This window comes from Streptomyces sp. NPDC034086 (assembly GCF_055575515.1).
This window is the reverse complement of record NZ_JBVISM010000020.1, coordinates 44,160-62,362: the sequence shown is the minus strand read 5'-3', so window position 1 is coordinate 62,362 and position 18,203 is coordinate 44,160. Positions and strand designations below refer to the sequence as shown.

Below are 18,203 nucleotides of genomic sequence, written 5' to 3'. Positions count from 1 at the left end.
GGCGGGGTTACTGCCCGGACGGCCCAGACGCGGAAGCGGAAGGCGAAGCGGAACCGGACGGCGCGTCCGACGGGGCGGTGCCCCCGTCCTTGTTGGCGGACTCGACCGAGGCCACCGTCTCCTTGGCCGCGGCGATCGCGTCCTGGAGCAGCTTGCCCTGGTCGGGGGCGCCGGCGCCCTCGTAGGCCGCACCGTTGTAGTCGAGGGTGATCACGACGTTCTGCGTGCGGACGACGACCGAGTTGTTGGCGAAGTCGACGTCCTTCTTCACGCCGTAGACCACGGAGGTGGCCTGGTCGCCGATCCCGCCGGCCTGCTCGGCCTTGACGTCGTGCGCGCCCTCGGTGGCCTTCGCCAGCTCGATCTGCTTGTTGTACTGGTCCTCCGCGCGCTTGTTGCCGCTGCCGAGGGAGGCGTGCGAGTCGTAGCGGACCAGGGAGACGGAGAGCCAGCGGTACTGCGAGCCCTTCGTGCCGTCCGTCTTGAGGCCGTTCCAGGAGCAGCTGGCGCGGTTGGACAGGTCGTTCGACTTGGCCGCCGTACCGTTCTTGTCCTTCGCCTCGGGGACGAGCGAGTCGATGCTCTTGCCGGCCAGCGCCTTGCAGGGGTCCGGCAGCTTCGCGTAGGCCACCTTCTCCAGCGCGGCCGAGGGCTTGGCGTTCGGCTTGGCGGACGAGGAGGAATCGGACTTCTTGCCGGAGTCCTTGCCGCCCGAGGACTTGCCCGAGTCGGACGAGCAGCCGGCGACGGTGAGGATGACCGGGACGGCTGCGCAGGCGAGAACGCGGGTGAGGCGCGAGGCTGATCGGTGCATGGTTCCTTCAGACGTTGGGGTCTTCTGCGGGGCGCGTTACGGGCGCGGGACCCGAGCAACGGTAGCCCGAGCGGGCGCCCGCCTGCTGTGCGCGCCGTCACGCGGGGCGTGCGCGCCCCCTGGGGGCGGCGCCGTCACTCGCTGAAACGCTCGGCCAGGGCCTGCGCCAACTGGCGCGTCCGCTCCTGCGTCTCGGCGCTCGGGGGTACCGATCCGGGTCCGGAGGGCTGGACGCTGTACGCGACGGTGACGAGGACGTTCGAGGTGCGGAACACGATCCGTACCGTCCGCGCCTGCGCGGCGGTGGCGCCGGCCGCGCCGAGCTTGTCGTCGAGGAACGCCTCGCTGCCCAGCCCCTCCAGGACGCGCGAGCCGAGCTCGGGCGGGGCGCTCGGGGCGCCCGGTGCGCTCGGGGCGCCCGGGGCGGGCGGCGAAGCGGAACCCGGAGCGGAGGCCGCGGGGGAGGGTGCGGCGCTGCCGCCCGGGGGGTTCGCGGGGGGCGCGCCGGGGGCCGTACTCGTACTCGTACCGTTACCGGCGCCCGGGACGGGGCCGCCGGTCGGCCCCGGGAAGGGCAGCTTCGCGTCGGTCAGCCGGCGTACGTAGACCTGGCGGGCCTTGTCGTCGTCGCTGGTGGTGGCGCGGTCGTACGAGACGACGCGCTCGAAGGTGACGGACAGCAGCAGGTTCCCCTCGGGGCTCTGCGCGTTCCAGCGGCAGGCCACGTGCCGGTCGCCGTCGTAGGAGGGGTCGGCGGTCCCGGCGTAGAGCCGGTCGCGCTGTTCGGTGGTGAGCGAGTCGGCGGCCGGGAGCATCACCTTGAGCCGCTTGGGATCGGCGGCCCTGCAGGGCTGCGGCAGGCTGCGGTACTTGCCGGGCTGCGCGGGCGTGGCGGTGCTCCCGCCGCCCTTCTGGTCGCTGGTCGCGATGCCGCTGCCGTCGGTGCACCCGGTGAGCCCGGTCGCGCCGGCCACGAGGGCGGCGAGCATCGCGACGCCCGGCAGGACTCGGCGGCGTACCGGCATCCGGTGTGCCGGCATTCGGTCCACGTCCACTGGCTCCCCTGGCTCCCTCGGGAAAATCCGTTGCCGCGACTCGGGCACGGATGGACACAATGTCTATCGCACACGCACGTGCCGGCGCCGGTTCCCTGTCCGCTTCGGGGTGATGAGCGCGGCTTTTCGCGTATTCATACTTTTCTGTGGATTTCAGGGGATCGTTGTCTTATGTCGTACGTAGAGGTATCCGGGGCGAACGTCCCGATCCGGATGTGGACGGACCCGGCGTCCGTCGAGGACAGCGCGATGCGGCAGCTCCAGAACACGGCGGGGCTGCCCTGGATCAAGGGCCTGGCCGTGATGCCGGACGTCCACTACGGCAAGGGCGCCACGGTCGGCTCGGTGATCGCGATGAAGGACGCGGTCTGCCCGGCGGCGGTCGGCGTCGACATCGGCTGCGGCATGTCGGCGGTCAGGACCTCGCTGACGGCGAACGACCTCCCGGGGGACCTGTCGAAGCTGCGCTCGCGCATCGAGCAGGCGATTCCGGTGGGCGCGGGGATGCACCGGGACCCGGTGGACCCGGCGCGGCTGTACGGGTTCCCGGGGACGGGGTACTCCGACCTGTGGGAGCGCTTCGACTACCTCGCGGACGAGGTCAAGTTCCGTCACGACCGGGCCATGAAGCAGATAGGAACCCTCGGTTCCGGTAATCACTTCATCGAGTTCTGTCTCGACGAGTCGGGTGCGGTCTGGCTGATGCTGCACTCCGGCTCCCGCGGCATCGGCAACGAGCTCGCCGCGCACCACATCGGCGTGGCGCGGGACCTCGCGCACAACCAGAACCTGGTCGACCGCGACCTCGCGGTGTTCCTCGCCGGGACCCCGGAGATGGAGGCGTACCGCCGTGACCTCTTCTGGGCGCAGGAGTACGCGAAGTACAACCGCGCGGCGATGATGAGCCTCTTCAAGGAGGTCGTCCGCAAGGAGTTCCGGAAGGCGAAGGTCTCCTTCGAGCAGGAGATCAGCTGCCACCACAACTACGTGGCGGAGGAGCGGTACGACGGCATGGACCTGCTGGTCACCCGGAAGGGCGCGATCCGCGCCGGCAGCGGTGACTTCGGGATCATCCCGGGCTCGATGGGCACGGGGTCGTACATCGTGAAGGGGCTCGGCAACGAGAAGTCCTTCAACTCCGCCTCGCACGGTGCCGGACGGAAGATGAGCCGGACGGCGGCGAAGAAGCGGTTCTCCGCGCGGGACCTGGCGGAGCAGACGCGGGGCGTGGAGTGCCGCAAGGACTCCGGGGTGGTGGACGAGATCCCCGGGGCCTACAAGTCGATCGAGCAGGTCATCGACCAGCAGACGGACCTGGTGCGGGTCGTGGCGAAGCTGAAGCAGGTCATCTGCGTGAAGGGCTGAGGGCCGGGGCCGGGTGCCGCCGGACGCACGGCGCCGTGCCCGGATCGCTCCGGGCACGGCGTACGTGTCCGGTCCGCGGCGGGACCGGCGGCGGCGTCAGCCGGTCTTGGTGAGGCCCTTGTCGATGTCCGGGCCGACGTGGCTCGGCTTCAGCGGGGTCTTCCGGTTGAGCGGCGGCAGCGGCGCCCCCGGCTGGGGGTTCGCCGGGGTCCAGACGACCGGGCTCGGGCAGTTGAGCGTGTCCGGCTCGCCGCGGTTCACCGCGCATTCGGTTTCGAAGAGGGTGCCGGCCGTGGTGAGCACCTCGACGATGACGCGGTTGGCGGTCTCCGCGATCGTCACGCCACAGGGGTTGGCCGGGAAGGTCGGCGACCCCGCGGTGAGGTTGTACCAGGTGTAGGCGGGGCCCGTGCCGGGGACGGCCGGGTTCTCCGCGTTGAAGTCGTACACCCCGGCCCAGACGGTGCCGTTGGGGGCCAGTACGGCCTTGTACTTGACCTCTTCCTCGTCCCACGAGGTCGAGACGTCGACGCACGGTCCGGGAGGTCCGGGCGGCCCGGGGACGCCGGGCTGGCCCGGGAGGCCGTCGCGGCCGTCGCGGCCGTCACGGCCGGGAGGCCCGGGCGGGCCGGGCTTCCCCTCGCACTTGTCCTTGCCGGGGCTGGTGGCGGCGCCCTTGACGTCCGGGTCGTCGTAGTCCTCGTCGTCCGCGCACTTGTCGCCGGCCTGCGCCGCGGCCGCCGTCGCCGTCCGGGGCGCTTCGGTGTCCGCCTGTGCGGGGGTGGAGAGGCCGAGCATCGCGATGGCCATCGTGGCCACCGCGCCGCCGGCGAGCCACTTGCTCTGCCGGGGCAGCGGGCCCATGCGGGACGGTGTCCTTGTCTCAGGACTCATGTGTGGTGCTCCTCGTGGGAACCGGGGGTCTGACCTTGAGGCCTGAGCGGCCTCGACCGGCATCCTTCGGGCGGCACGCGCCGTACGACGGGAGGCGCGAGGTCTGATCATCACATCGGTGCCTCGTATGGAGCCGATCGGCCGAGCCGCCGCTCCGTGCGCCGGCCGGGTCCCGGAACGCGTGCGAGGGCCGCCGGACCGGAGCCGGCGGCCCGCGTGCGCGCCGCCGGAGAAGGGCGCGGAGCCGGTCCCCCGGGGGTTACGGCTCCCGGTGCACCTTCGTGTTCGAGGCCTGGGCGCGGGGGCGGACCACCAGCAGGTCGATGTTGACGTGGCTCGGGCGCGTCACCGCCCAGGTGATCGTGTCGGCGACGTCGTCGGCGGTGAGGGGCTCCGCGACGCCCTCGTAGACCTTCTCGGCCTTGGCGGAGTCGCCGCGGAAGCGGGTCTTCGCGAACTCCTCCGTCTTGACCATGCCGGGCGCGATCTCGATGACGCGGACGGGCTGCCCGACGATCTCCAGGCGGAGGGTCTCGGCGAGCACGCGGGCACCGTTCTTGGCCGCGACGTAACCCGCGCCGCCCTCGTACGTGGCGTGGCCCGCGGTGGAGGAGAGCACGACGACCGTGCCGTCACCGGAGGCCACGAGGGCGGGCAGCAGCGCCTGGGTGAGGTTGAGCGTGCCGATGACGTTGACCTCGTACATCGTGCGCCAGTCGGCCGGGTCGCCGGTGGCGACGGGCTCGGCGCCGATGGCGCCGCCGGCGTTGTTGACGAGTACGTCGACGGAGGGGCGGCTCGCCAGGGAGGCGGCGAAGGCGTCGACGGCGGGCCGGTCGGTGACGTCGAGGGCGTACGCGGTCGCCCGGTGGCCCGCACCGGTGATCTCGGCGGCGAGGGCCTCGATGCGGTCCTTGCGGCGGGCGGTGAGGACGACGTGGTAGCCGGCCGCGGCGAGCTGCCGGGCGGTGGCCGCGCCGATTCCGCTGCTCGCGCCGGTGACTACGGCGGTTCGGGTGGCCGGGCGCGTGCTCATGGGCGGGGCTCCTCGTGGGTCGCGGGGGTCGCGCGGTTCGCGGTTCGCGGGGTCGCGGGGGACGTCGCCCGGCGTTTCGGTCGTTCGTACGGGCGAACGCTGGCCAGCATAGGCCGGGTCAGCGGCGCGGCGCGTACATGATCACGGCCATCCCGGCGAGGCAGACGAGCGCGCCGGCCACGTCCCAGCGGTCGGGCCGGTAGCCGTCGGCGACCACGCCCCACAGCAGCGATCCGGCGACGAAGACCCCGCCGTAGGCGGCGAGGACGCGGGCGAAGTCGCCCTGGGGCTGGAGGGTGGCGACGAACCCGTACAGGCCGAGGGCGATGACGCCGGCACCGGCCCAGGCCCAGCCCCTGTGCTCCCGGACGCCCTGCCAGACCAGCCAGGCGCCGCCGATCTCGAGGAGGGCGGCGAGCGCGAAGAGGGCGGCGGAACGGGCGATCAGCATGCCCCGAAGCCTACGCAGCGGGCCGGGGCGCGGGGCCGGGGCGCGGGCCCGGGGGCGGCGGCGCACGGCGGACGGGGCGGCGGCGAACGGCGGACGGCGGACGGCTCGCCCTCATTCGTGTGATGGTCCGATCGGCGGTTGCGCGGGGTGGCTACCGTCCGCGCGAGGAGGTGGTGGCGGTGCGCCGTTGTGCCGTACGCAGTGTGGTGGTGGCGGGCTTGCTGGTGCTGTGCGGGGCCGGACCCGCGGATGCCCGGCCGGGCCCGGACGCGGAGGCCGACGTGGCCTACCACGGGCGGGTCCGGCTGGCGCACGGGCAGCTGAAGGTGTGGATGGTGCCGCAGAACGAGGGGCCGGCGGAGGTGCCGAACGCCACCGTGCGGATGAGGCTGTCCGCCGACCTCGCCGACGCCCACGAGCCGGCCGGCGGCTGCGCGCGGGTGGGGCGCCGCGAGGTCGTGTGCGAGACGGGCGCGCTGCCGCGGCACGGACGCGGACGGCACATCACGCTGCTGCTGGGCCTGCGGGAGCGGCCGGCGGAGGTCGCGCTGCGGATCGACACCCTGTGGGACGGGGGCGCGACCGACCGCAACCGCGCCAACAACGAGCACCTGGTGCTGGCGCTCGACACGGGCGACACGTACGCGTTCTGAGCCCCCGGCCCGTGGTGGCCCGGGGGCGCGGGCGCGTTCCGCCGGGCGGCGTCACGTCTTGGGGGCACGGCTTCCCGGGAGGATCCAGCGGGCGACGGCCGAGGCGGTCTCGGCGTCGCCCGCCCGGGGGGCGCTCCAGGCGACGTAGCCGTCGGGGCGTACGAGGACGCGGGCGGTACGCCCCTCCGCGGCCCAGTGGTGGTGCGCGAGGCCGGCTCCGGGCGGGGTGGCCGCGCCGGGCGGGGTGATGAGGACGAAGCCGCCGGCGCGCAGGGCCTCGTACAGCCGCGTCCCGTCGGCGAGGGGGACGTCGGGGGCGCGCCGGCCGGCGGGGCCGGGCCGGCGGGTGCCGGGCGGGGGCGGGTAGGCGATGCCGATGCCGGTGACCAGGCCGAGTGCCCGGTCCCGGGCGGGGCCGAGGCGGGAGAGGAGGCCGGCGCCGAGGCGGCGGGCGGTGCGCACGGCGGGGCTGCCGGTGATGACGGCCCGGACGAGGGTGCCGCTGATCCGCAGCACGAGGCGGCCGACGGGGTGGCGTTCGCGGTGGTAGCTGTCGAGGAGCGCTTCGGGGTCGGGGGCCCGGCCGTGGAGGACGGCGGCGAGCTTCCAGGAGAGGTTGGCGGCGTCCTGGAGCCCGGTGTTCATGCCGAGGCCGCCGGCGGGGGAGTGGACGTGGGCGGCGTCGCCGGCGAGGAAGACGCGGCCGACGCGGTAATGGGGGACCTGGCGTTCGTCGCTGTGGAAGCGGGACATCCAGCGCGGGTCGTGCATGCCGTGGTCGCTGCCGAGGGCGGCGCGGGTCAGGGCGCGCAGTTCGCCGAGGTCCACGGGGTCGGTGTCGGCGGCCCGGGCGGTGGGGCTCCAGGCGATGGCGCGGTGGTAGCCGTCGCCGAACGGGACGAGGAAGGCGAAGGCGTCGGCCGTGCCGTTGGCGGTGAGGGCGTCGGAGGGCGGGTCATCGAGGCGGACGTCGGCCAGCACCATGGAGCGGACGACGGCCCGGCCGGGGAAGGGGAGGCCGAGGAGGCCGCGGACGGTGGAGCGGACGCCGTCGGCGCCGACGACGTGGCGCGCGTGGATCAGGCGCGGGGTGCCGCCGGAGCGGGTGGCGTCGGGGCGGGTGCCGCCGGGGTGGGTGGCGTCGGAGCGGGTGGCGTCGGCCGTGTTGCCGGACCGGGCCGTCCCGTTGGCGTCGCGGACCTCGAGGGTGACGGTGTCGTGGTCCTGGCGGAGACCGACGACCTGACAGTCGTACTGGATGTCCACCCCTGTGGACAACGCGCGGCGCTCCAGCAGTTTCTCTGTCTCATATTGAGGGGTGATGAGGACGAAGGGGTAGCGGGAACGCAGCTGTTGGAGGGGGAGGGCCATGCCACCGAAGGGACGCAACTGGTCGATCCGCCGGCCGGTGGAGACGAGTTCGTCGGCGAGCCCGCGCGCGTCGAGCAGTTCGAGGGTGCGGGCGTGCACGGCGAAGGCGCGGGTGAGGTTGGCGGCCGTGCGGGGCCGTTTCTCGAGGAGGGCGACGGACAGTCCGGTGGCGGCGAGGTCGCCGGCGAGCAGGAGCCCGGTGGGTCCGGCGCCGACGACGGCCACGTCGAAGAGGTCGGTGGTGGTGTCGGGGGTGGTGCCGGTGGTGTGGTCAGCGGCAGTCATGCCACCGGAGTCTGCCAGCCGGGGGCCGCCTCCGGCAGCGCTACACGGAGGCTCCGTTGCCGAATTCGGCCAGGGCGTCGCCGACGATCCGTTCCAGGCGGGAGTGGTGGGCGCCGCGCCAGTAGACGCGCTCGCAGTCGGCGCACTGCGCGAACACGTCGTACGAGCGCTGCGTCCCGTGCTCCAGCCGGTCCCCCACGCTGTCCTTGTCCGCCTCGCGGAGCGGACCGTTGCAGGCGGTGCAGCGGGTCCAGGGTGCCAGCTCGGGCGCGAACCGGCCGAGGACGTCGCGGAGTTGGTCGTCCGGGTTGTCGCTGTAGACGTACGCTCCGGCGAAGATCTCGCGGCGGCGGAGCAGGCCGCGGTCGCGCGAGAGCAGGACGCGCCGCTCGGCGGCGGAGCGGGCGGCGAGTGCGGGATCGCCGATGTCCTCGTTCTCGTAGGCGGCGTCGACGCCGAGCAGGCGCAGGCGGCGGGCGAGGGTGCCGAGGTGGACGTCGAGGAGGAAGCGCAGCGGGGCGCCGGGCACCCGCTGGGGCCGGTCCACGCCGAACACCTCGACCGACTCGCCGGCTTGGGGCACGTACGAGACGGGGACCTCCCTGCCGTCCACGAGCAGCCGGCCGACCTCGGTGAGCGGGACACCGGCGGACTCGACCACGTGTCCGATGCTGGAGGCGCCGTCCGTGGCGGTCGGTACGCGGTCCGCGCGCCGGCTGGGCGGGACGAAGAGGCGCAGTTCGGGGGCGAGGGTGAGGTGGATACCGGGACCGTTCACGGTCCCAGCATGCCATCGGGTGACGCGGCGGCGCGGCCGAATTTGTGAGGGGGGTCAGGTGGTGGCGGTGGCCTGGTCGTAGGCCTCGCGGTGGGCGCTCACCTCGTCGAAGTGGTTCTCGGCCCACTGCTTGACGGAGGAGAGGAGGCAGCCGAGGCTGCCGCCGAGTTCGGTGAGGCGGTAGTCGACGCGGACGGGGACGGTCGCGGTGACGGTGCGGGTGACGATGCCGTCGCGCTCGAGGGAGCGGAGGGTCTGGGTCAGCATCTTCTGGCTGACGCCGGGGATCTTGCGGCCGAGTTCGCTGTAGCGCATGGAGCCCTGCTCAGCCTCGCCCAGGGCGCTGACGATGAGGCCGACCCACTTGTCGCTGATGCGGGCCAGGAGCTGCGTGGTGGGGCACTCCTTGACGAAGGCGTCGTAGGCGACGCGGGCTTCCTCGCGGAGGGCGGCGGCGGTGCGGGTGGCCATGGATCGCCCACTTCCGGGTCGGGTACGCACTCCCGAGTGCGTACTTACGAAAAGAGAGTACCTCTCCCTAAGTTAGTGGTCATCGGAACGGCCGAACGGGCCGGACGAGACCGATGTGACCGACGTGACGAACGGGGAGACAGTCATGAGCGAGCAGCAGAACCGGACCATGCGGGCAGTGGTGGTCAGCACCTTCGGCGGGCCGGAGCGGGTGGAGCTGGCCGAGGTGGCGGTGCCGCGGCCGGCGGCGGGGCAGGTCCGGATCCGGGTCCGCGCCGCCGGGCTGAACCCGGTCGACGGCGCCGTCCGCGCGGGCGTCTTCGGCGGGGCCGGACAGCGGCTCGGGCTCGGCTGGGACGTGGCGGGCGAGATCGACGAGGTCGGGCCCGGCGTGGACGGCTGGACGCGGGGGCGCCGGGTGGTCGGGCTGCACTACGGCCCGGTGAAGCCGCTCGGCACGCACGCGGAGTACGCGGTGCTCGACGCCTCGGCGGTGGCGGCCGCCCCGGAGTCGGTGGACGACGCGGCCGCGGCGGCACTGCCGCTGAGCGGGCTGACGGCCGCCCGCGCGGTGGACCTGCTGGGGCTCGCGCCGGGCGGCTCGGTCCTGGTCACCGGTGCGGCCGGAGTGGTCGGCGGCCTCGCGGTGCAGCTCGCCGCACGGGCCGGGCTGGTGGTGACGGCGCTGGCGGGCGCGGGGGACGAGGAGCTCGTACGCTCCCTGGGCGCGGCGGAGTTCGTGGCGCGCGGGTCGGCGCCGGCCGGGCCGGTGGACGGGGTCCTGGACGCGGCGGTGATGGGCGGGGAGGCGCTGGGCTTCGTCCGCGACGGCGGCGCGTACGTCGGCCTGATTCCGGGCGCGGCGCCGGCCGCGGAGCGGGGGATCCGGGTGGAGGAGCAGGAGGTCGCCCCGGACGGCGCCCTGCTGGGCCGCCTCTCCGCGCTGGTCGACGCGGGCGCGCTGACGCTCCGTGTGGCGCAGACCTTCCCCCTCGCGGAAGCCGCCACGGCCCACGCCGCCCTCGCCGCCCCGGGCACGCGCGGCCGCCTGGTCCTGACCGCCGCCTGAGGACCGGCCCCGCGCGGCGCGGCCTCGGGCGGCCCCGCCGGGCGGAGGGTGCCCGCCGGCCTGCGGGGGGCCCTCAGGCCGGGGGCGGGCGCAGGAGCCAGCGGCGGGTCAGGTCCATCATGTCGGCGTGGCTGCGGCCGCCGTGGTCGACGGCGATGAACCGGCCGCCGATCCGCAGCGAGAACACCATCAGGCAGCGGACCTCGACGTCGTCCGGGTCGGGGCAGAACGAGCCGAACAGGGCGCGCAGGTAGTCCATCCGCCGGTTGTCGACCCGGCGCAGCCGTGCCGCGACGGCCGGGTCGCGGCGGGCCCAGTCGCGGATGGCCAGGTCGACGGCCGTGCCCCGGACCGGGCCGTCGGCCGACTCCGCGACGAAGGTGAACAGCCGGTCCAGTCTGGCCCGCGCGTCACCGCCCCCGCTCTCGATGTGCTCGATCACCCCGTCCGCGACCTCGTGCTCCCAGGTGTCGAGCATCTCCTCCAGCAGCGCGTCCCGGTTGCGGAAGTACCCGTAGAAGCCGCCCTTGCTGACACCGAGCGCCTGGGCGAGCGCTTCGATCCGTACGGCGTCCGGTCCGCCGGCGGCGAGGGCGCGCAGGCCTTCCTCGATCCACGTGCCGCGGGGGGTGCGGGCGGTGGCCATGGTGTGTCTCCCGTCACGTGGCGTCGATCTATACGGCTCCGTATAAACGGGCCTAGCCTCCATCTGTACGGCATCGTATAGATGGAGGGGCACACGCATGAAACTCCCCAGGACCGCCCACACCTCCCGCCCCTGGCGGATCCACGAGATCGCGGGCGACTTCCAGCTCGAGGACGTGTGGGCGCTGCCGACACCGGGCGGACCCGACGACCTGGCGAAGCTGGTCGCCCAGTTCGCGAGCGGCGGGAGCGAGACCTCCGGCATCTCCTCCCCCCTCTACCGGGCCCTCTTCGCCATCCGCTGGAAGCTCGGGGCGCTGCTCGGCTGGGACGAGCCCGGCGACGGCGTCGGCGGCCGGGTGCGGTCACTGCGCGAGCGGCTGCCGGCGGACCTCGCCGAGGGCCCGCGCGGCCCGGACCTCTCCGCCCTCCCCTTCTCCTCCGTCTACCAGACGCACGACGAGTGGGTCGCCGAGATGGGCAACAAGACCGTGCACGGTCTGATGCACATCGGCTGGGTCCCGGACGGCCTCGGCGGGCACCGGGGGCAGATGGCCGTCCTGGTCAGGCCCAACGGCTTCTTGGGCGCCGCTTACATGGCCGCCATCAAGCCCTTCCGGTACGCGGGGGTCTACCCGGCGCTGATCAAGGCGATCGGCCGCAGGTGGCAGGAGGACACCGCCGCGCGCGACGCGGCCTGACCGCCCGCGCCCCGGCCCGGCGGGCGGACGCCGGGCCGGCGGGGCCGCGTCGGCGGGGCCGCGCCGGCGGGGACCCGTCCGGGGACCGTCAGGGGACGTGCCGGCGGGGGACCGTCAGGGGCAAGCGGAGGCCGCGGGCCGCTCAGGGGCGGAGCGGAGGCCGCGGGACGATCAGGGCCAGACGAGGCAGTACGCCTGGTGGCCGTTCTCGTGGAGGCGGTGGGAGAAGTCCTGCCACTCGTGCAGCAACTGGTAGACGTTGAAGGCGTCGCGCGGGCCGCCCCGGTCGGGAACCGTCGACCAGATGAAGGCGGCCGCGCCCACCGACTCCTCGCCCACCCCGCGCAGCGGGTCCACCACCGTCATGGGCAGCTTGACCACCGCGTAGTCGGGGTGCAGGACGACCAGTTCCAACGGGGGCACCTTGTGCAGGGGTATGCCCTCGATGCCGGTCAGGACCATCGCGGCCATCGTCTCCGGCTTGATCCTGGTGAACATGCCGCCCATGCCGAGCTCGTCGCCGCCCAGCTCCTCCGGCCGCATCGTCTGCGGCACCCGCGCGGCCGTGGCGCCGTCGGGGGCGCCGAAGTACTTGTACGTCACTCCCATGCCGCGGCCCTTGGGCAGGCCGCCGGTGTCGTCCAGGTCATCCGTGTCGTCCTCGCCGCCCGGCGCACGGGCCGGAACCGGCCCCGGTACGGGATCGGCCTCGGCCGCGCGACGCCGGTGCTTGCCGCGTCGGCGGGCTTCACGGGCGCGCTGCGGGTCCAGGCCGTCCGTACCCTCGCCCGGTCCACCACCGCGTTGCATATCTCCACCCGACACGTATTGCCTGCCCCGGCCCCGCGGCCCCCGCCACGCAGCCTGATCATCATGGCAGTGACCTCCCCCGAGGCGGCGCGGTGAAACGCCCCTCCGCAAGTCTGTCGCGGCCTCTGAGACCATGGCTGGTGTGAGCTACCCGTACCCGTATGAAGCCCCAGTTTCGCAGACGCTCTTCGAGCGCGCGTCCCTCGTGACCCCCGGCGGCGTGAACTCTCCCGTCCGCGCCTTCCGTGCCGTGGGCGGTACGCCCCGGTTCATGGTGTCCGGTACCGGTCCCTACCTGACCGACGCCGACGGGCGCGAGTACGTCGACCTGGTCTGCTCGTGGGGGCCGATGATCCTCGGCCACTCCCACCCCGAGGTGATCGAGGCGGTGCAGGCGGCGGTCGCCCGCGGCACCTCCTTCGGCACCCCGGGCGAGGGCGAGGTCGCCCTCGCCGAGGAGATCGTCGCCCGCGTCGAGCCCGTCGAGCAGGTGCGCCTGGTGTCCTCCGGCACCGAGGCGACCATGTCGGCGATCCGGCTGGCCCGCGGCTTCACCGGTCGCGCCAAGGTCGTCAAGTTCGCCGGCTGCTACCACGGACACGTCGACGCGCTGCTGGCCGCCGCCGGTTCCGGCCTGGCCACCTTCGCGCTGCCCGACACCCCCGGTGTCACGGGCGCGCAGGCCGGCGACACGATCGTGCTCCCCTACAACGACCTCGACGCGGTCCGGGCGGCCTTCGCCGCGCACCCGGGCGAGATCGCCTGCGTGATCACCGAGGCCGCGCCCGGCAACATGGGCGTCGTCACCCCGGGCGAGGGCTTCAACCAGGGCCTCGCCGACCTGTGCCGCGAGAACGGCGCGCTGTACGTCTCCGACGAGGTGATGACCGGATTCCGTACCTCCCGCGCCGGCTGGTACGGGGTGGACGGAGTCAAGCCCGACCTGATGACCTTCGGCAAGGTCATGGGCGGCGGCTTCCCGGCGGCGGCGTTCGGCGGCCGCGCCGACGTCATGGGCCACCTGGCCCCGGCCGGCCCGGTCTACCAGGCGGGCACCCTCTCCGGTAACCCGATCGCCACCGCCGCCGGCCTCGCGCAGCTGCGGCTGCTGGACGGGGCGGCGTACGACAAGGTCGACGCGGTCTCGAAGGAGATCCAGGGCCTGGTGACGGCGGCGCTGAGCAAGGAGGGCGTGGTGCACCGGCTGCAGACCGCGTCCAACATGTTCTCGGTGTTCTTCACCGCGGACCCGGTCCGCGACTACGACGACGCGAAGAAGCAGGAAGGGTTCCGCTTCAACGCGTTCTTCCACTCGATGCTGGCGCAGGGCGTCTACCTGCCGCCGTCGGCGTTCGAGTCCTGGTTCGTGTCCACGGCCCACGACGAGCGGGCGGTCGAGCGGATCGCGGCCGCGCTGCCGGCCGCCGCGCAGGCCGCCGCGGAGGCGACGGCATGAGCGACATCACCGTCGTCCACGTGGTGCGGCACGGCGAGGTGGAGAACCCGGAGGGCGTTCTGTACGGACGCCGGGCCGGCTACCACCTCTCCGAACTGGGCCGGCGGATGGCCGACCGGGTCGCCGAGCACCTCCAGGACCGGGACGTCACCTACGTGGTGGCCTCGCCGCTGGAGCGGGCGCAGGAGACGGCCGCGCCGATCGCGAAGGTGCACGGCCTGGAGCTGAGCACCGACGGCCGGCTGATCGAGGCGGGCAACGTCTTCGAGGGCAAGACCTTCGGCGTCGGCGACGGCGCGCTGCGCAGGCCGGCCAACTGGAAGCACCTCACGAACCCGTTCAAGCCGTCGTGGGGCGAGCCGTACGTCGAGCAGGTCGTACGGATGATGAGCGCGATCGAGGCGGCGAGGGACGCGGCGCGCGGGCACGAGGCGGTGGCGGTCAGCCACCAGCTGCCGATCTGGATCGTACGGAGCTTCGCGGAGCGGCGCCGGCTGTGGCACGACCCGCGGCGGCGGCAGTGCACGCTCGCCTCGCTGACGTCGTTCACGTACCAGGGCGACAAGCTGGTGTCGGTGGGCTACAGCGAACCGGCGCGGGACCTGGTCCCGGCGCATCTCCTCGCGGGGGCGAAGCCGGTGAAGGGCAAGTCGAAGGCCTTCGGCGCCTAACCCGGGCTGCGCCCGAACCCCCCGGGCTGCGCCCCTAACCCGCCCGGGGCCGCGCCGGACCCGTCTCAGGGCCCGAGCCCCCGCGCCCGGGGGCTCGGGCCGGGGCGCCGCTGCGCGGAGCGGTCCCCTACCCCCGCCCTTCGCCCGTTCCCCGGGGCTGCGCCCCGGACCCCCGGGCTGCGCCCGGACCCCTCAGGCGCGCCCGCCCCGAGGTCCGGGCCCGGCACCCTCGGGCTGCCTGCGAACCGGGGCTGCGTCCGAACCAGGGCTGCGCCTGGACCCCTCGGGCTGCGCCCGGACCCCTCAGGCTGCGCCCGCCCCGGGGTCTGGGGCCCGGCACCCTCGGGCTGCCTGCGAACCGGGGCTGCGTCCGAACCAGGGCTGCGCCTGGACCCCTCGGGTTGCGCCCGGACTCCTCAGGCTGCGCCCGCCCCGGCGTCTGGACCCGGACCCTCGGGCCGGGCCCGGCATCCCCGGGCTACCTGCGAATCGGGGCTGTGCCCGAACCCCGGGCTGCCTGGAACCGGGCTGCGCGCGAACCGGGGCCGGGCCCGACCCGGGACCGCCCGGACTCCCGGGCTGCGCCCGGACTCCCGGGCTGCGCCCGGACTCCCGGGCTGCGCCCGACCCCCCCGGGCTGCGCCCGGACTCCCGGGCTGCGCCCGACCCCCCCGGGCTGCGCCCGGACTCCCGGGCTGCGCCCGGACTCCCGGGCTGCGCCCGGCCCCCTCGGGCTGCGCCCGACCCGGGCGCCGGAAGGTTTGGGGTCGGGCCCTCGGGTTTCTGGCGGGGGCAGTGTCGCGGGGTTTCGTTTCCGTGCAGGCGCGGCCCCGTCACCGGTGGGGGCCGTTTCGGGAGAGTTCCGGTGTGGCCGTCGTGTCGGGGCCCGGGGGCATGGAATGTCCGTTTATATGACATTCCATGAGCGATGTACCCGACCCCGGCAGGCGGACCGCGCTCGGCCTCGGGCTCGGCGCCGTCGCCGCCACCGTCGCGGCCGCCGCCGCCTCCCCGTTCACCCTCGCCGGCTGCGGCGCCGGCCGCCGCCCCGCCGCGCGGGGTGCCGCGCCCTCCGGCGGAGCCCCCGGCGCCAGGCCCATCGGCGACGGCTCCACCGCCGACGCCGGTCCGCAGCCGCACCAGCCGCCCCCGCCCGTGCCGCTCCAGCCGGGCGAGACGCCGCCGCAGTTCGTCGTGTTCAGCTGGGACGGCGCGGGCGAGATCGGCAACGGCCTCTTCCCGCGCTTCCTCAAGCTCGCCAGGGACCACGGCGCGGCCATGACGTTCTTCCTCTCCGGGCTCTACCTCCTCCCCGAGTCGAAGCGGGACCTCTACCACCCCCCGAACAACCCCGTCGGCGCCTCCGACATCGGCTACCTCAAGGACGAGAACGTCCGCAACACCCTGCGCCACGTCCGTCAGGCCTGGCTCGACGGCCATGAGATCGGCACCCACTTCAACGGCCACTTCTGCTCCGGCCCCGGCTCCGTCGCCCACTGGACCCCCGAGGACTGGCGCAGCGAGATCGACCAGGCGGTCTCCTTCGTCACCCGCTGGCGGACCCACACCGGCTTCACCGACCTCGAACCGCTCCCCTTCGACTACCGCAAGGAACTCACCGGCGCCCGCACCCCCTGCCTCCTCGGCCAGGACGCGCTGCTCCCCGCCGCCCGGGACCTCGGCTGGCGCTACGACTCCAGTTCGCCTGGCGGCCTCCAGCGGTGGCCGGTGAAGAGGGGAGGCGTCTGGGACCTGCCGTTGCAGTCGCTGCCCTTCCCGGGCCACTCCTTCGAGGTGCTGTCCATGGACTACAACATCCTCGCCAACCAGTCGCGGAACAGTACGAGGGGGATGCCGGGCAACTACCCCAACTGGCGCGCCCAGGCCACCGCCACCTACCTCGGCGGTTTCCGGCGGGCGTACGAGACCAACCGCGCCCCCCTCTTCATCGGCAACCACTTCGAGGAGTGGAACGGCGGGATCTACATGGACGCCGTCGAGGAGGCCCTCAAGACCATGGCGGACAAAAAGGACGTACGCCTCGTATCCTTCCGGCAGTTCACCGACTGGCTGGACGTCCAGGACCCCACGGTGCTGGCCGCGCTGCGCACCCTCGGGCCGGGGCAGTCCCCCTCCGGCGGCTGGCGCGGCCTGTTCTCCCCCGCCTGAGCGGGCCTGACCAGGGCCTTAACACCCCGTCGGGGGGTGCGGAAGATCCGCAAATCGGTCATGCGAAACTTTTCACATGAGCCTTAGCCGCGCGCGTGTCCGTCGAAGCAACCGCCGCTCTGCCGGCGGCCGCGCCGTCCTGCTGACCGCGATCACCCTCGCGAGTGCCCTGACCCTGTCCGCGTGCGGCGATTCGGGCAGCGGCGGCAAGCCGGCCGGTTCGGCCGGAGGCAACTACGTGACCGGCCCCAGCGGCATCTCCACCGTCGCCAAGGCCGACCGCGTCGACGCCCCGAAGCTCGACGGGGAGACCGTCGACAGCAAGACGCTCGACACCACCACCCTCAAGGGCAAGGTCGTCGTCCTCAACGTCTGGGGCTCCTGGTGCCCGCCCTGCCGCGCCGAGGCCCCGTACTTCGCGAAGGTCTCCAAGGAGATGGCCGAGGGCGGCAAGGACGTCGCCTTCGTCGGCATCAACACCCGCGACAACACCAAGCAGAACGCCGCCGCCTTCGAGGAGAACTTCGGGATCACCTACCCGAGCCTCTACGACCCGGACGGCAAGCTGATGCTCCGCTTCCCCAAGGGCACGCTGAACGCGCAGTCCATCCCCTCCACGATCGTCCTCGACAAGCAGGGCAAGATCGCCGCCCGCACCCTCGTCGCGGTCAACGAGGAGCAGCTGCGCTCGATGATCGACCCGCTCCTCGCGGAGCAGTGACCTCGTGACCCCGCACCTCCTGCTGGCCGCCGGGGCGACCGGCGTGAACACCACGGTCCTCAACGGCGCGCTGCTGCTGGCCCTGCCGATCGCGCTGCTCGCCGGACTGGTCTCCTTCTTCTCCCCGTGCGTGCTCCCGCTGGTCCCCGGCTACCTCTCCTACGTGACCGGCGTCAGCGGTGCCGACCTCGCCGAGGCCCGGCGCGGCCGGATGCTGGCCGGCGCGAGCCTGTTCGTCCTCGGCTTCTCCGCCGTCTTCATCTCGACCGGCGCGCTCTTCGGCCAGTTCGGCGACGTCTTCCAGGGCGAGAACAAGGAGATCATCACCCGCGTCATGGGCGGGCTGGTGATCCTCCTCGGCCTCTTCTTCATGGGCGCGATCCCGGGCCTGACCATGCGGGAGTTCCGCTTCCACAAGAAGCCGACGGCCGGCCTGATCGGCGCGCCCGTGCTGGGCGTGCTCTTCGGCGTCGGCTGGACGCCGTGCATGGGTCCCACCCTCGCCGCCGTCCAGACGCTCTCCATCGACCAGGCCACCGCCGGGCGCGGCGCCCTCCTGACGGCCGTCTACTGCCTCGGGCTCGGCCTGCCCTTCATCCTCGCCGCGCTCGCCTTCCGCAAGGCGCTCGGTGCTTTCGGCTGGGTGAAGAAGCACTATGCATGGGTGATGCGGATCGGCGGGGCCATGCTGATCCTGACCGGTCTGCTGCTCGTCACGGGGATGTGGGCCGGCATCGTGAACGAGATGCAGAGCTGGACCGACGGCTTCACGGTGGGGATCTGAGGAC

19 protein-coding genes are annotated in these 18,203 nt (G+C 73.7%); 9 read left to right on the top strand and 10 right to left on the bottom strand.

Annotated elements, in window-relative coordinates:
- Positions 1-7: 7 nt before the first annotated feature.
- Together ACZ514_RS29665 and ACZ514_RS29660 are read right to left on the bottom strand one after the other, a co-directional pair.
- Positions 8-814, bottom strand: coding sequence for a DUF3558 family protein (locus ACZ514_RS29665; RefSeq protein WP_468167451.1), 807 nt, complete (start codon positions 812-814; stop codon positions 8-10).
- 134 nt (positions 815-948) lie between these two features.
- Complete coding sequence (locus ACZ514_RS29660; RefSeq protein ID WP_469126130.1) at positions 949-1,854, bottom strand: DUF3558 domain-containing protein; 906 nt, start codon at positions 1,852-1,854, stop codon at positions 949-951.
- Positions 1,855-2,040: 186 nt separating this feature from the next.
- Here ACZ514_RS29660 and ACZ514_RS29655 point away from each other — a divergent pair, with 186 nt between their 5' ends.
- A complete protein-coding gene (locus tag ACZ514_RS29655; RefSeq protein ID WP_469126117.1) occupies positions 2,041-3,234 on the top strand; it encodes an RtcB family protein in 1,194 nt (397 codons plus the stop codon).
- A 96-nt stretch (positions 3,235-3,330) separates the two neighbouring features.
- Here ACZ514_RS29655 and ACZ514_RS29650 read toward each other — a convergent pair whose 3' ends face one another.
- The 3 genes from ACZ514_RS29650 to ACZ514_RS29640 form a co-directional block, all read right to left on the bottom strand.
- Positions 3,331-4,128 (bottom strand): hypothetical protein, encoded by a 798-nt coding sequence (locus tag ACZ514_RS29650; protein WP_468167455.1) that lies wholly within the window; start codon positions 4,126-4,128, stop codon positions 3,331-3,333.
- A 259-nt stretch (positions 4,129-4,387) separates the two neighbouring features.
- Positions 4,388-5,164 carry an SDR family NAD(P)-dependent oxidoreductase gene (locus ACZ514_RS29645; RefSeq protein WP_468167457.1) on the bottom strand — a complete coding sequence of 259 codons (777 nt, stop codon included), beginning with the start codon at positions 5,162-5,164 and terminating at the stop codon, positions 4,388-4,390.
- 118 nt (positions 5,165-5,282) lie between these two features.
- Positions 5,283-5,615, bottom strand: a complete 333-nt coding sequence (locus ACZ514_RS29640) for a YnfA family protein (RefSeq protein ID WP_468167459.1) — start codon at positions 5,613-5,615, stop codon at positions 5,283-5,285.
- Between the two features lie 179 nt (positions 5,616-5,794).
- On the opposite strand from ACZ514_RS29640, the gene ACZ514_RS29635 reads away from it, so the two are divergent.
- Positions 5,795-6,268, top strand: coding sequence for a hypothetical protein (locus ACZ514_RS29635; protein WP_469126116.1), 474 nt, complete (start codon positions 5,795-5,797; stop codon positions 6,266-6,268).
- A gap of 51 nt (positions 6,269-6,319) precedes the next feature.
- Here the strand turns inward: ACZ514_RS29635 and ACZ514_RS29630 are convergent, their stop codons facing one another.
- From ACZ514_RS29630 to ACZ514_RS29620, 3 genes are read right to left on the bottom strand one after another with little or no spacing between them, the layout of a single operon-like run.
- Positions 6,320-7,924: an FAD-dependent monooxygenase gene (locus ACZ514_RS29630; RefSeq protein ID WP_469126115.1), complete on the bottom strand. Its 1,605-nt coding sequence runs from the start codon at positions 7,922-7,924 to the stop codon at positions 6,320-6,322.
- Between the two features lie 40 nt (positions 7,925-7,964).
- Positions 7,965-8,702, bottom strand: a complete 738-nt coding sequence (locus ACZ514_RS29625; RefSeq protein WP_468167465.1) for a Mut7-C RNAse domain-containing protein — start codon at positions 8,700-8,702, stop codon at positions 7,965-7,967.
- 54 nt (positions 8,703-8,756) lie between these two features.
- Positions 8,757-9,173 (bottom strand): winged helix-turn-helix transcriptional regulator, encoded by a 417-nt coding sequence (locus ACZ514_RS29620; protein WP_468167467.1) that lies wholly within the window; start codon positions 9,171-9,173, stop codon positions 8,757-8,759.
- Between the two features lie 169 nt (positions 9,174-9,342).
- Here ACZ514_RS29620 and ACZ514_RS29615 point away from each other — a divergent pair, with 169 nt between their 5' ends.
- Complete coding sequence (locus tag ACZ514_RS29615) at positions 9,343-10,242, top strand: NADP-dependent oxidoreductase (RefSeq protein ID WP_468167899.1); 900 nt, start codon at positions 9,343-9,345, stop codon at positions 10,240-10,242.
- Positions 10,243-10,315: 73 nt separating this feature from the next.
- Here ACZ514_RS29615 and ACZ514_RS29610 read toward each other — a convergent pair whose 3' ends face one another.
- Positions 10,316-10,888, bottom strand: coding sequence for a TetR/AcrR family transcriptional regulator (locus tag ACZ514_RS29610; RefSeq protein WP_468167469.1), 573 nt, complete (start codon positions 10,886-10,888; stop codon positions 10,316-10,318).
- A 97-nt stretch (positions 10,889-10,985) separates the two neighbouring features.
- On the opposite strand from ACZ514_RS29610, the gene ACZ514_RS29605 reads away from it, so the two are divergent.
- Complete coding sequence (locus ACZ514_RS29605) at positions 10,986-11,588, top strand: DUF2867 domain-containing protein (protein ID WP_468167471.1); 603 nt, start codon at positions 10,986-10,988, stop codon at positions 11,586-11,588.
- Between the two features lie 171 nt (positions 11,589-11,759).
- On the opposite strand, the gene ACZ514_RS29600 is transcribed toward ACZ514_RS29605, so the two are convergent.
- Complete coding sequence (locus ACZ514_RS29600) at positions 11,760-12,197, bottom strand: hypothetical protein (protein ID WP_468167901.1); 438 nt, start codon at positions 12,195-12,197, stop codon at positions 11,760-11,762.
- 334 nt (positions 12,198-12,531) lie between these two features.
- On the opposite strand from ACZ514_RS29600, the gene hemL reads away from it, so the two are divergent.
- From hemL to ACZ514_RS29575, 5 genes are all read left to right on the top strand, one after another.
- Positions 12,532-13,854, top strand: coding sequence for a glutamate-1-semialdehyde 2,1-aminomutase (gene hemL, locus ACZ514_RS29595; RefSeq protein ID WP_469126114.1), 1,323 nt, complete (start codon positions 12,532-12,534; stop codon positions 13,852-13,854).
- Positions 13,851-14,525, top strand: a complete 675-nt coding sequence (locus ACZ514_RS29590) for a histidine phosphatase family protein (RefSeq protein ID WP_468167475.1) — start codon at positions 13,851-13,853, stop codon at positions 14,523-14,525. The genes hemL and ACZ514_RS29590 overlap by 4 nt, the downstream gene beginning before the upstream one ends.
- A gap of 921 nt (positions 14,526-15,446) precedes the next feature.
- Positions 15,447-16,694 carry a polysaccharide deacetylase family protein gene (locus tag ACZ514_RS29585; protein ID WP_469126113.1) on the top strand — a complete coding sequence of 416 codons (1,248 nt, stop codon included), beginning with the start codon at positions 15,447-15,449 and terminating at the stop codon, positions 16,692-16,694.
- A 76-nt stretch (positions 16,695-16,770) separates the two neighbouring features.
- Positions 16,771-17,415, top strand: coding sequence for a TlpA family protein disulfide reductase (locus ACZ514_RS29580; RefSeq protein ID WP_468167479.1), 645 nt, complete (start codon positions 16,771-16,773; stop codon positions 17,413-17,415).
- 19 nt (positions 17,416-17,434) lie between these two features.
- Entirely contained in the window at positions 17,435-18,199 is a 765-nt protein-coding gene (locus ACZ514_RS29575; RefSeq protein ID WP_388939578.1) for a cytochrome c biogenesis CcdA family protein, read from the top strand.
- The last annotated feature ends 4 nt before the right edge of the window (positions 18,200-18,203 follow it).

Bases quoted from the DNA above. Each gene is read 5' to 3' on its own strand.
- ACZ514_RS29650 (WP_468167455.1), bottom strand. From the start codon at position 4,128: ATGAGTCCTGAGACAAGGACACCGTCCCGCATGGGCCCGCTGCCCCGG.
- hemL (WP_469126114.1), top strand. From the start codon at position 12,532: ATGGCTGGTGTGAGCTACCCGTACCCGTATGAAGCCCCAGTTTCGCAG.
- ACZ514_RS29605 (WP_468167471.1), top strand. From the start codon at position 10,986: ATGAAACTCCCCAGGACCGCCCACACCTCCCGCCCCTGGCGGATCCAC.
- ACZ514_RS29580 (WP_468167479.1), top strand. From the start codon at position 16,771: ATGAGCCTTAGCCGCGCGCGTGTCCGTCGAAGCAACCGCCGCTCTGCC.
- ACZ514_RS29630 (WP_469126115.1), bottom strand. From the start codon at position 7,924: ATGACTGCCGCTGACCACACCACCGGCACCACCCCCGACACCACCACC.
- ACZ514_RS29660 (WP_469126130.1), bottom strand. From the start codon at position 1,854: ATGCCGGCACACCGGATGCCGGTACGCCGCCGAGTCCTGCCGGGCGTC.
- ACZ514_RS29590 (WP_468167475.1), top strand. From the start codon at position 13,851: ATGAGCGACATCACCGTCGTCCACGTGGTGCGGCACGGCGAGGTGGAG.
- ACZ514_RS29615 (WP_468167899.1), top strand. From the start codon at position 9,343: ATGCGGGCAGTGGTGGTCAGCACCTTCGGCGGGCCGGAGCGGGTGGAG.
- ACZ514_RS29645 (WP_468167457.1), bottom strand. From the start codon at position 5,164: ATGAGCACGCGCCCGGCCACCCGAACCGCCGTAGTCACCGGCGCGAGC.
- ACZ514_RS29585 (WP_469126113.1), top strand. From the start codon at position 15,447: ATGAGCGATGTACCCGACCCCGGCAGGCGGACCGCGCTCGGCCTCGGG.
- ACZ514_RS29600 (WP_468167901.1), bottom strand. From the start codon at position 12,197: ATGGGAGTGACGTACAAGTACTTCGGCGCCCCCGACGGCGCCACGGCC.
- ACZ514_RS29665 (WP_468167451.1), bottom strand. From the start codon at position 814: ATGCACCGATCAGCCTCGCGCCTCACCCGCGTTCTCGCCTGCGCAGCC.
- ACZ514_RS29655 (WP_469126117.1), top strand. From the start codon at position 2,041: ATGTCGTACGTAGAGGTATCCGGGGCGAACGTCCCGATCCGGATGTGG.
- ACZ514_RS29640 (WP_468167459.1), bottom strand. From the start codon at position 5,615: ATGCTGATCGCCCGTTCCGCCGCCCTCTTCGCGCTCGCCGCCCTCCTC.
- ACZ514_RS29610 (WP_468167469.1), bottom strand. From the start codon at position 10,888: ATGGCCACCGCCCGCACCCCCCGCGGCACGTGGATCGAGGAAGGCCTG.
- ACZ514_RS29620 (WP_468167467.1), bottom strand. From the start codon at position 9,173: ATGGCCACCCGCACCGCCGCCGCCCTCCGCGAGGAAGCCCGCGTCGCC.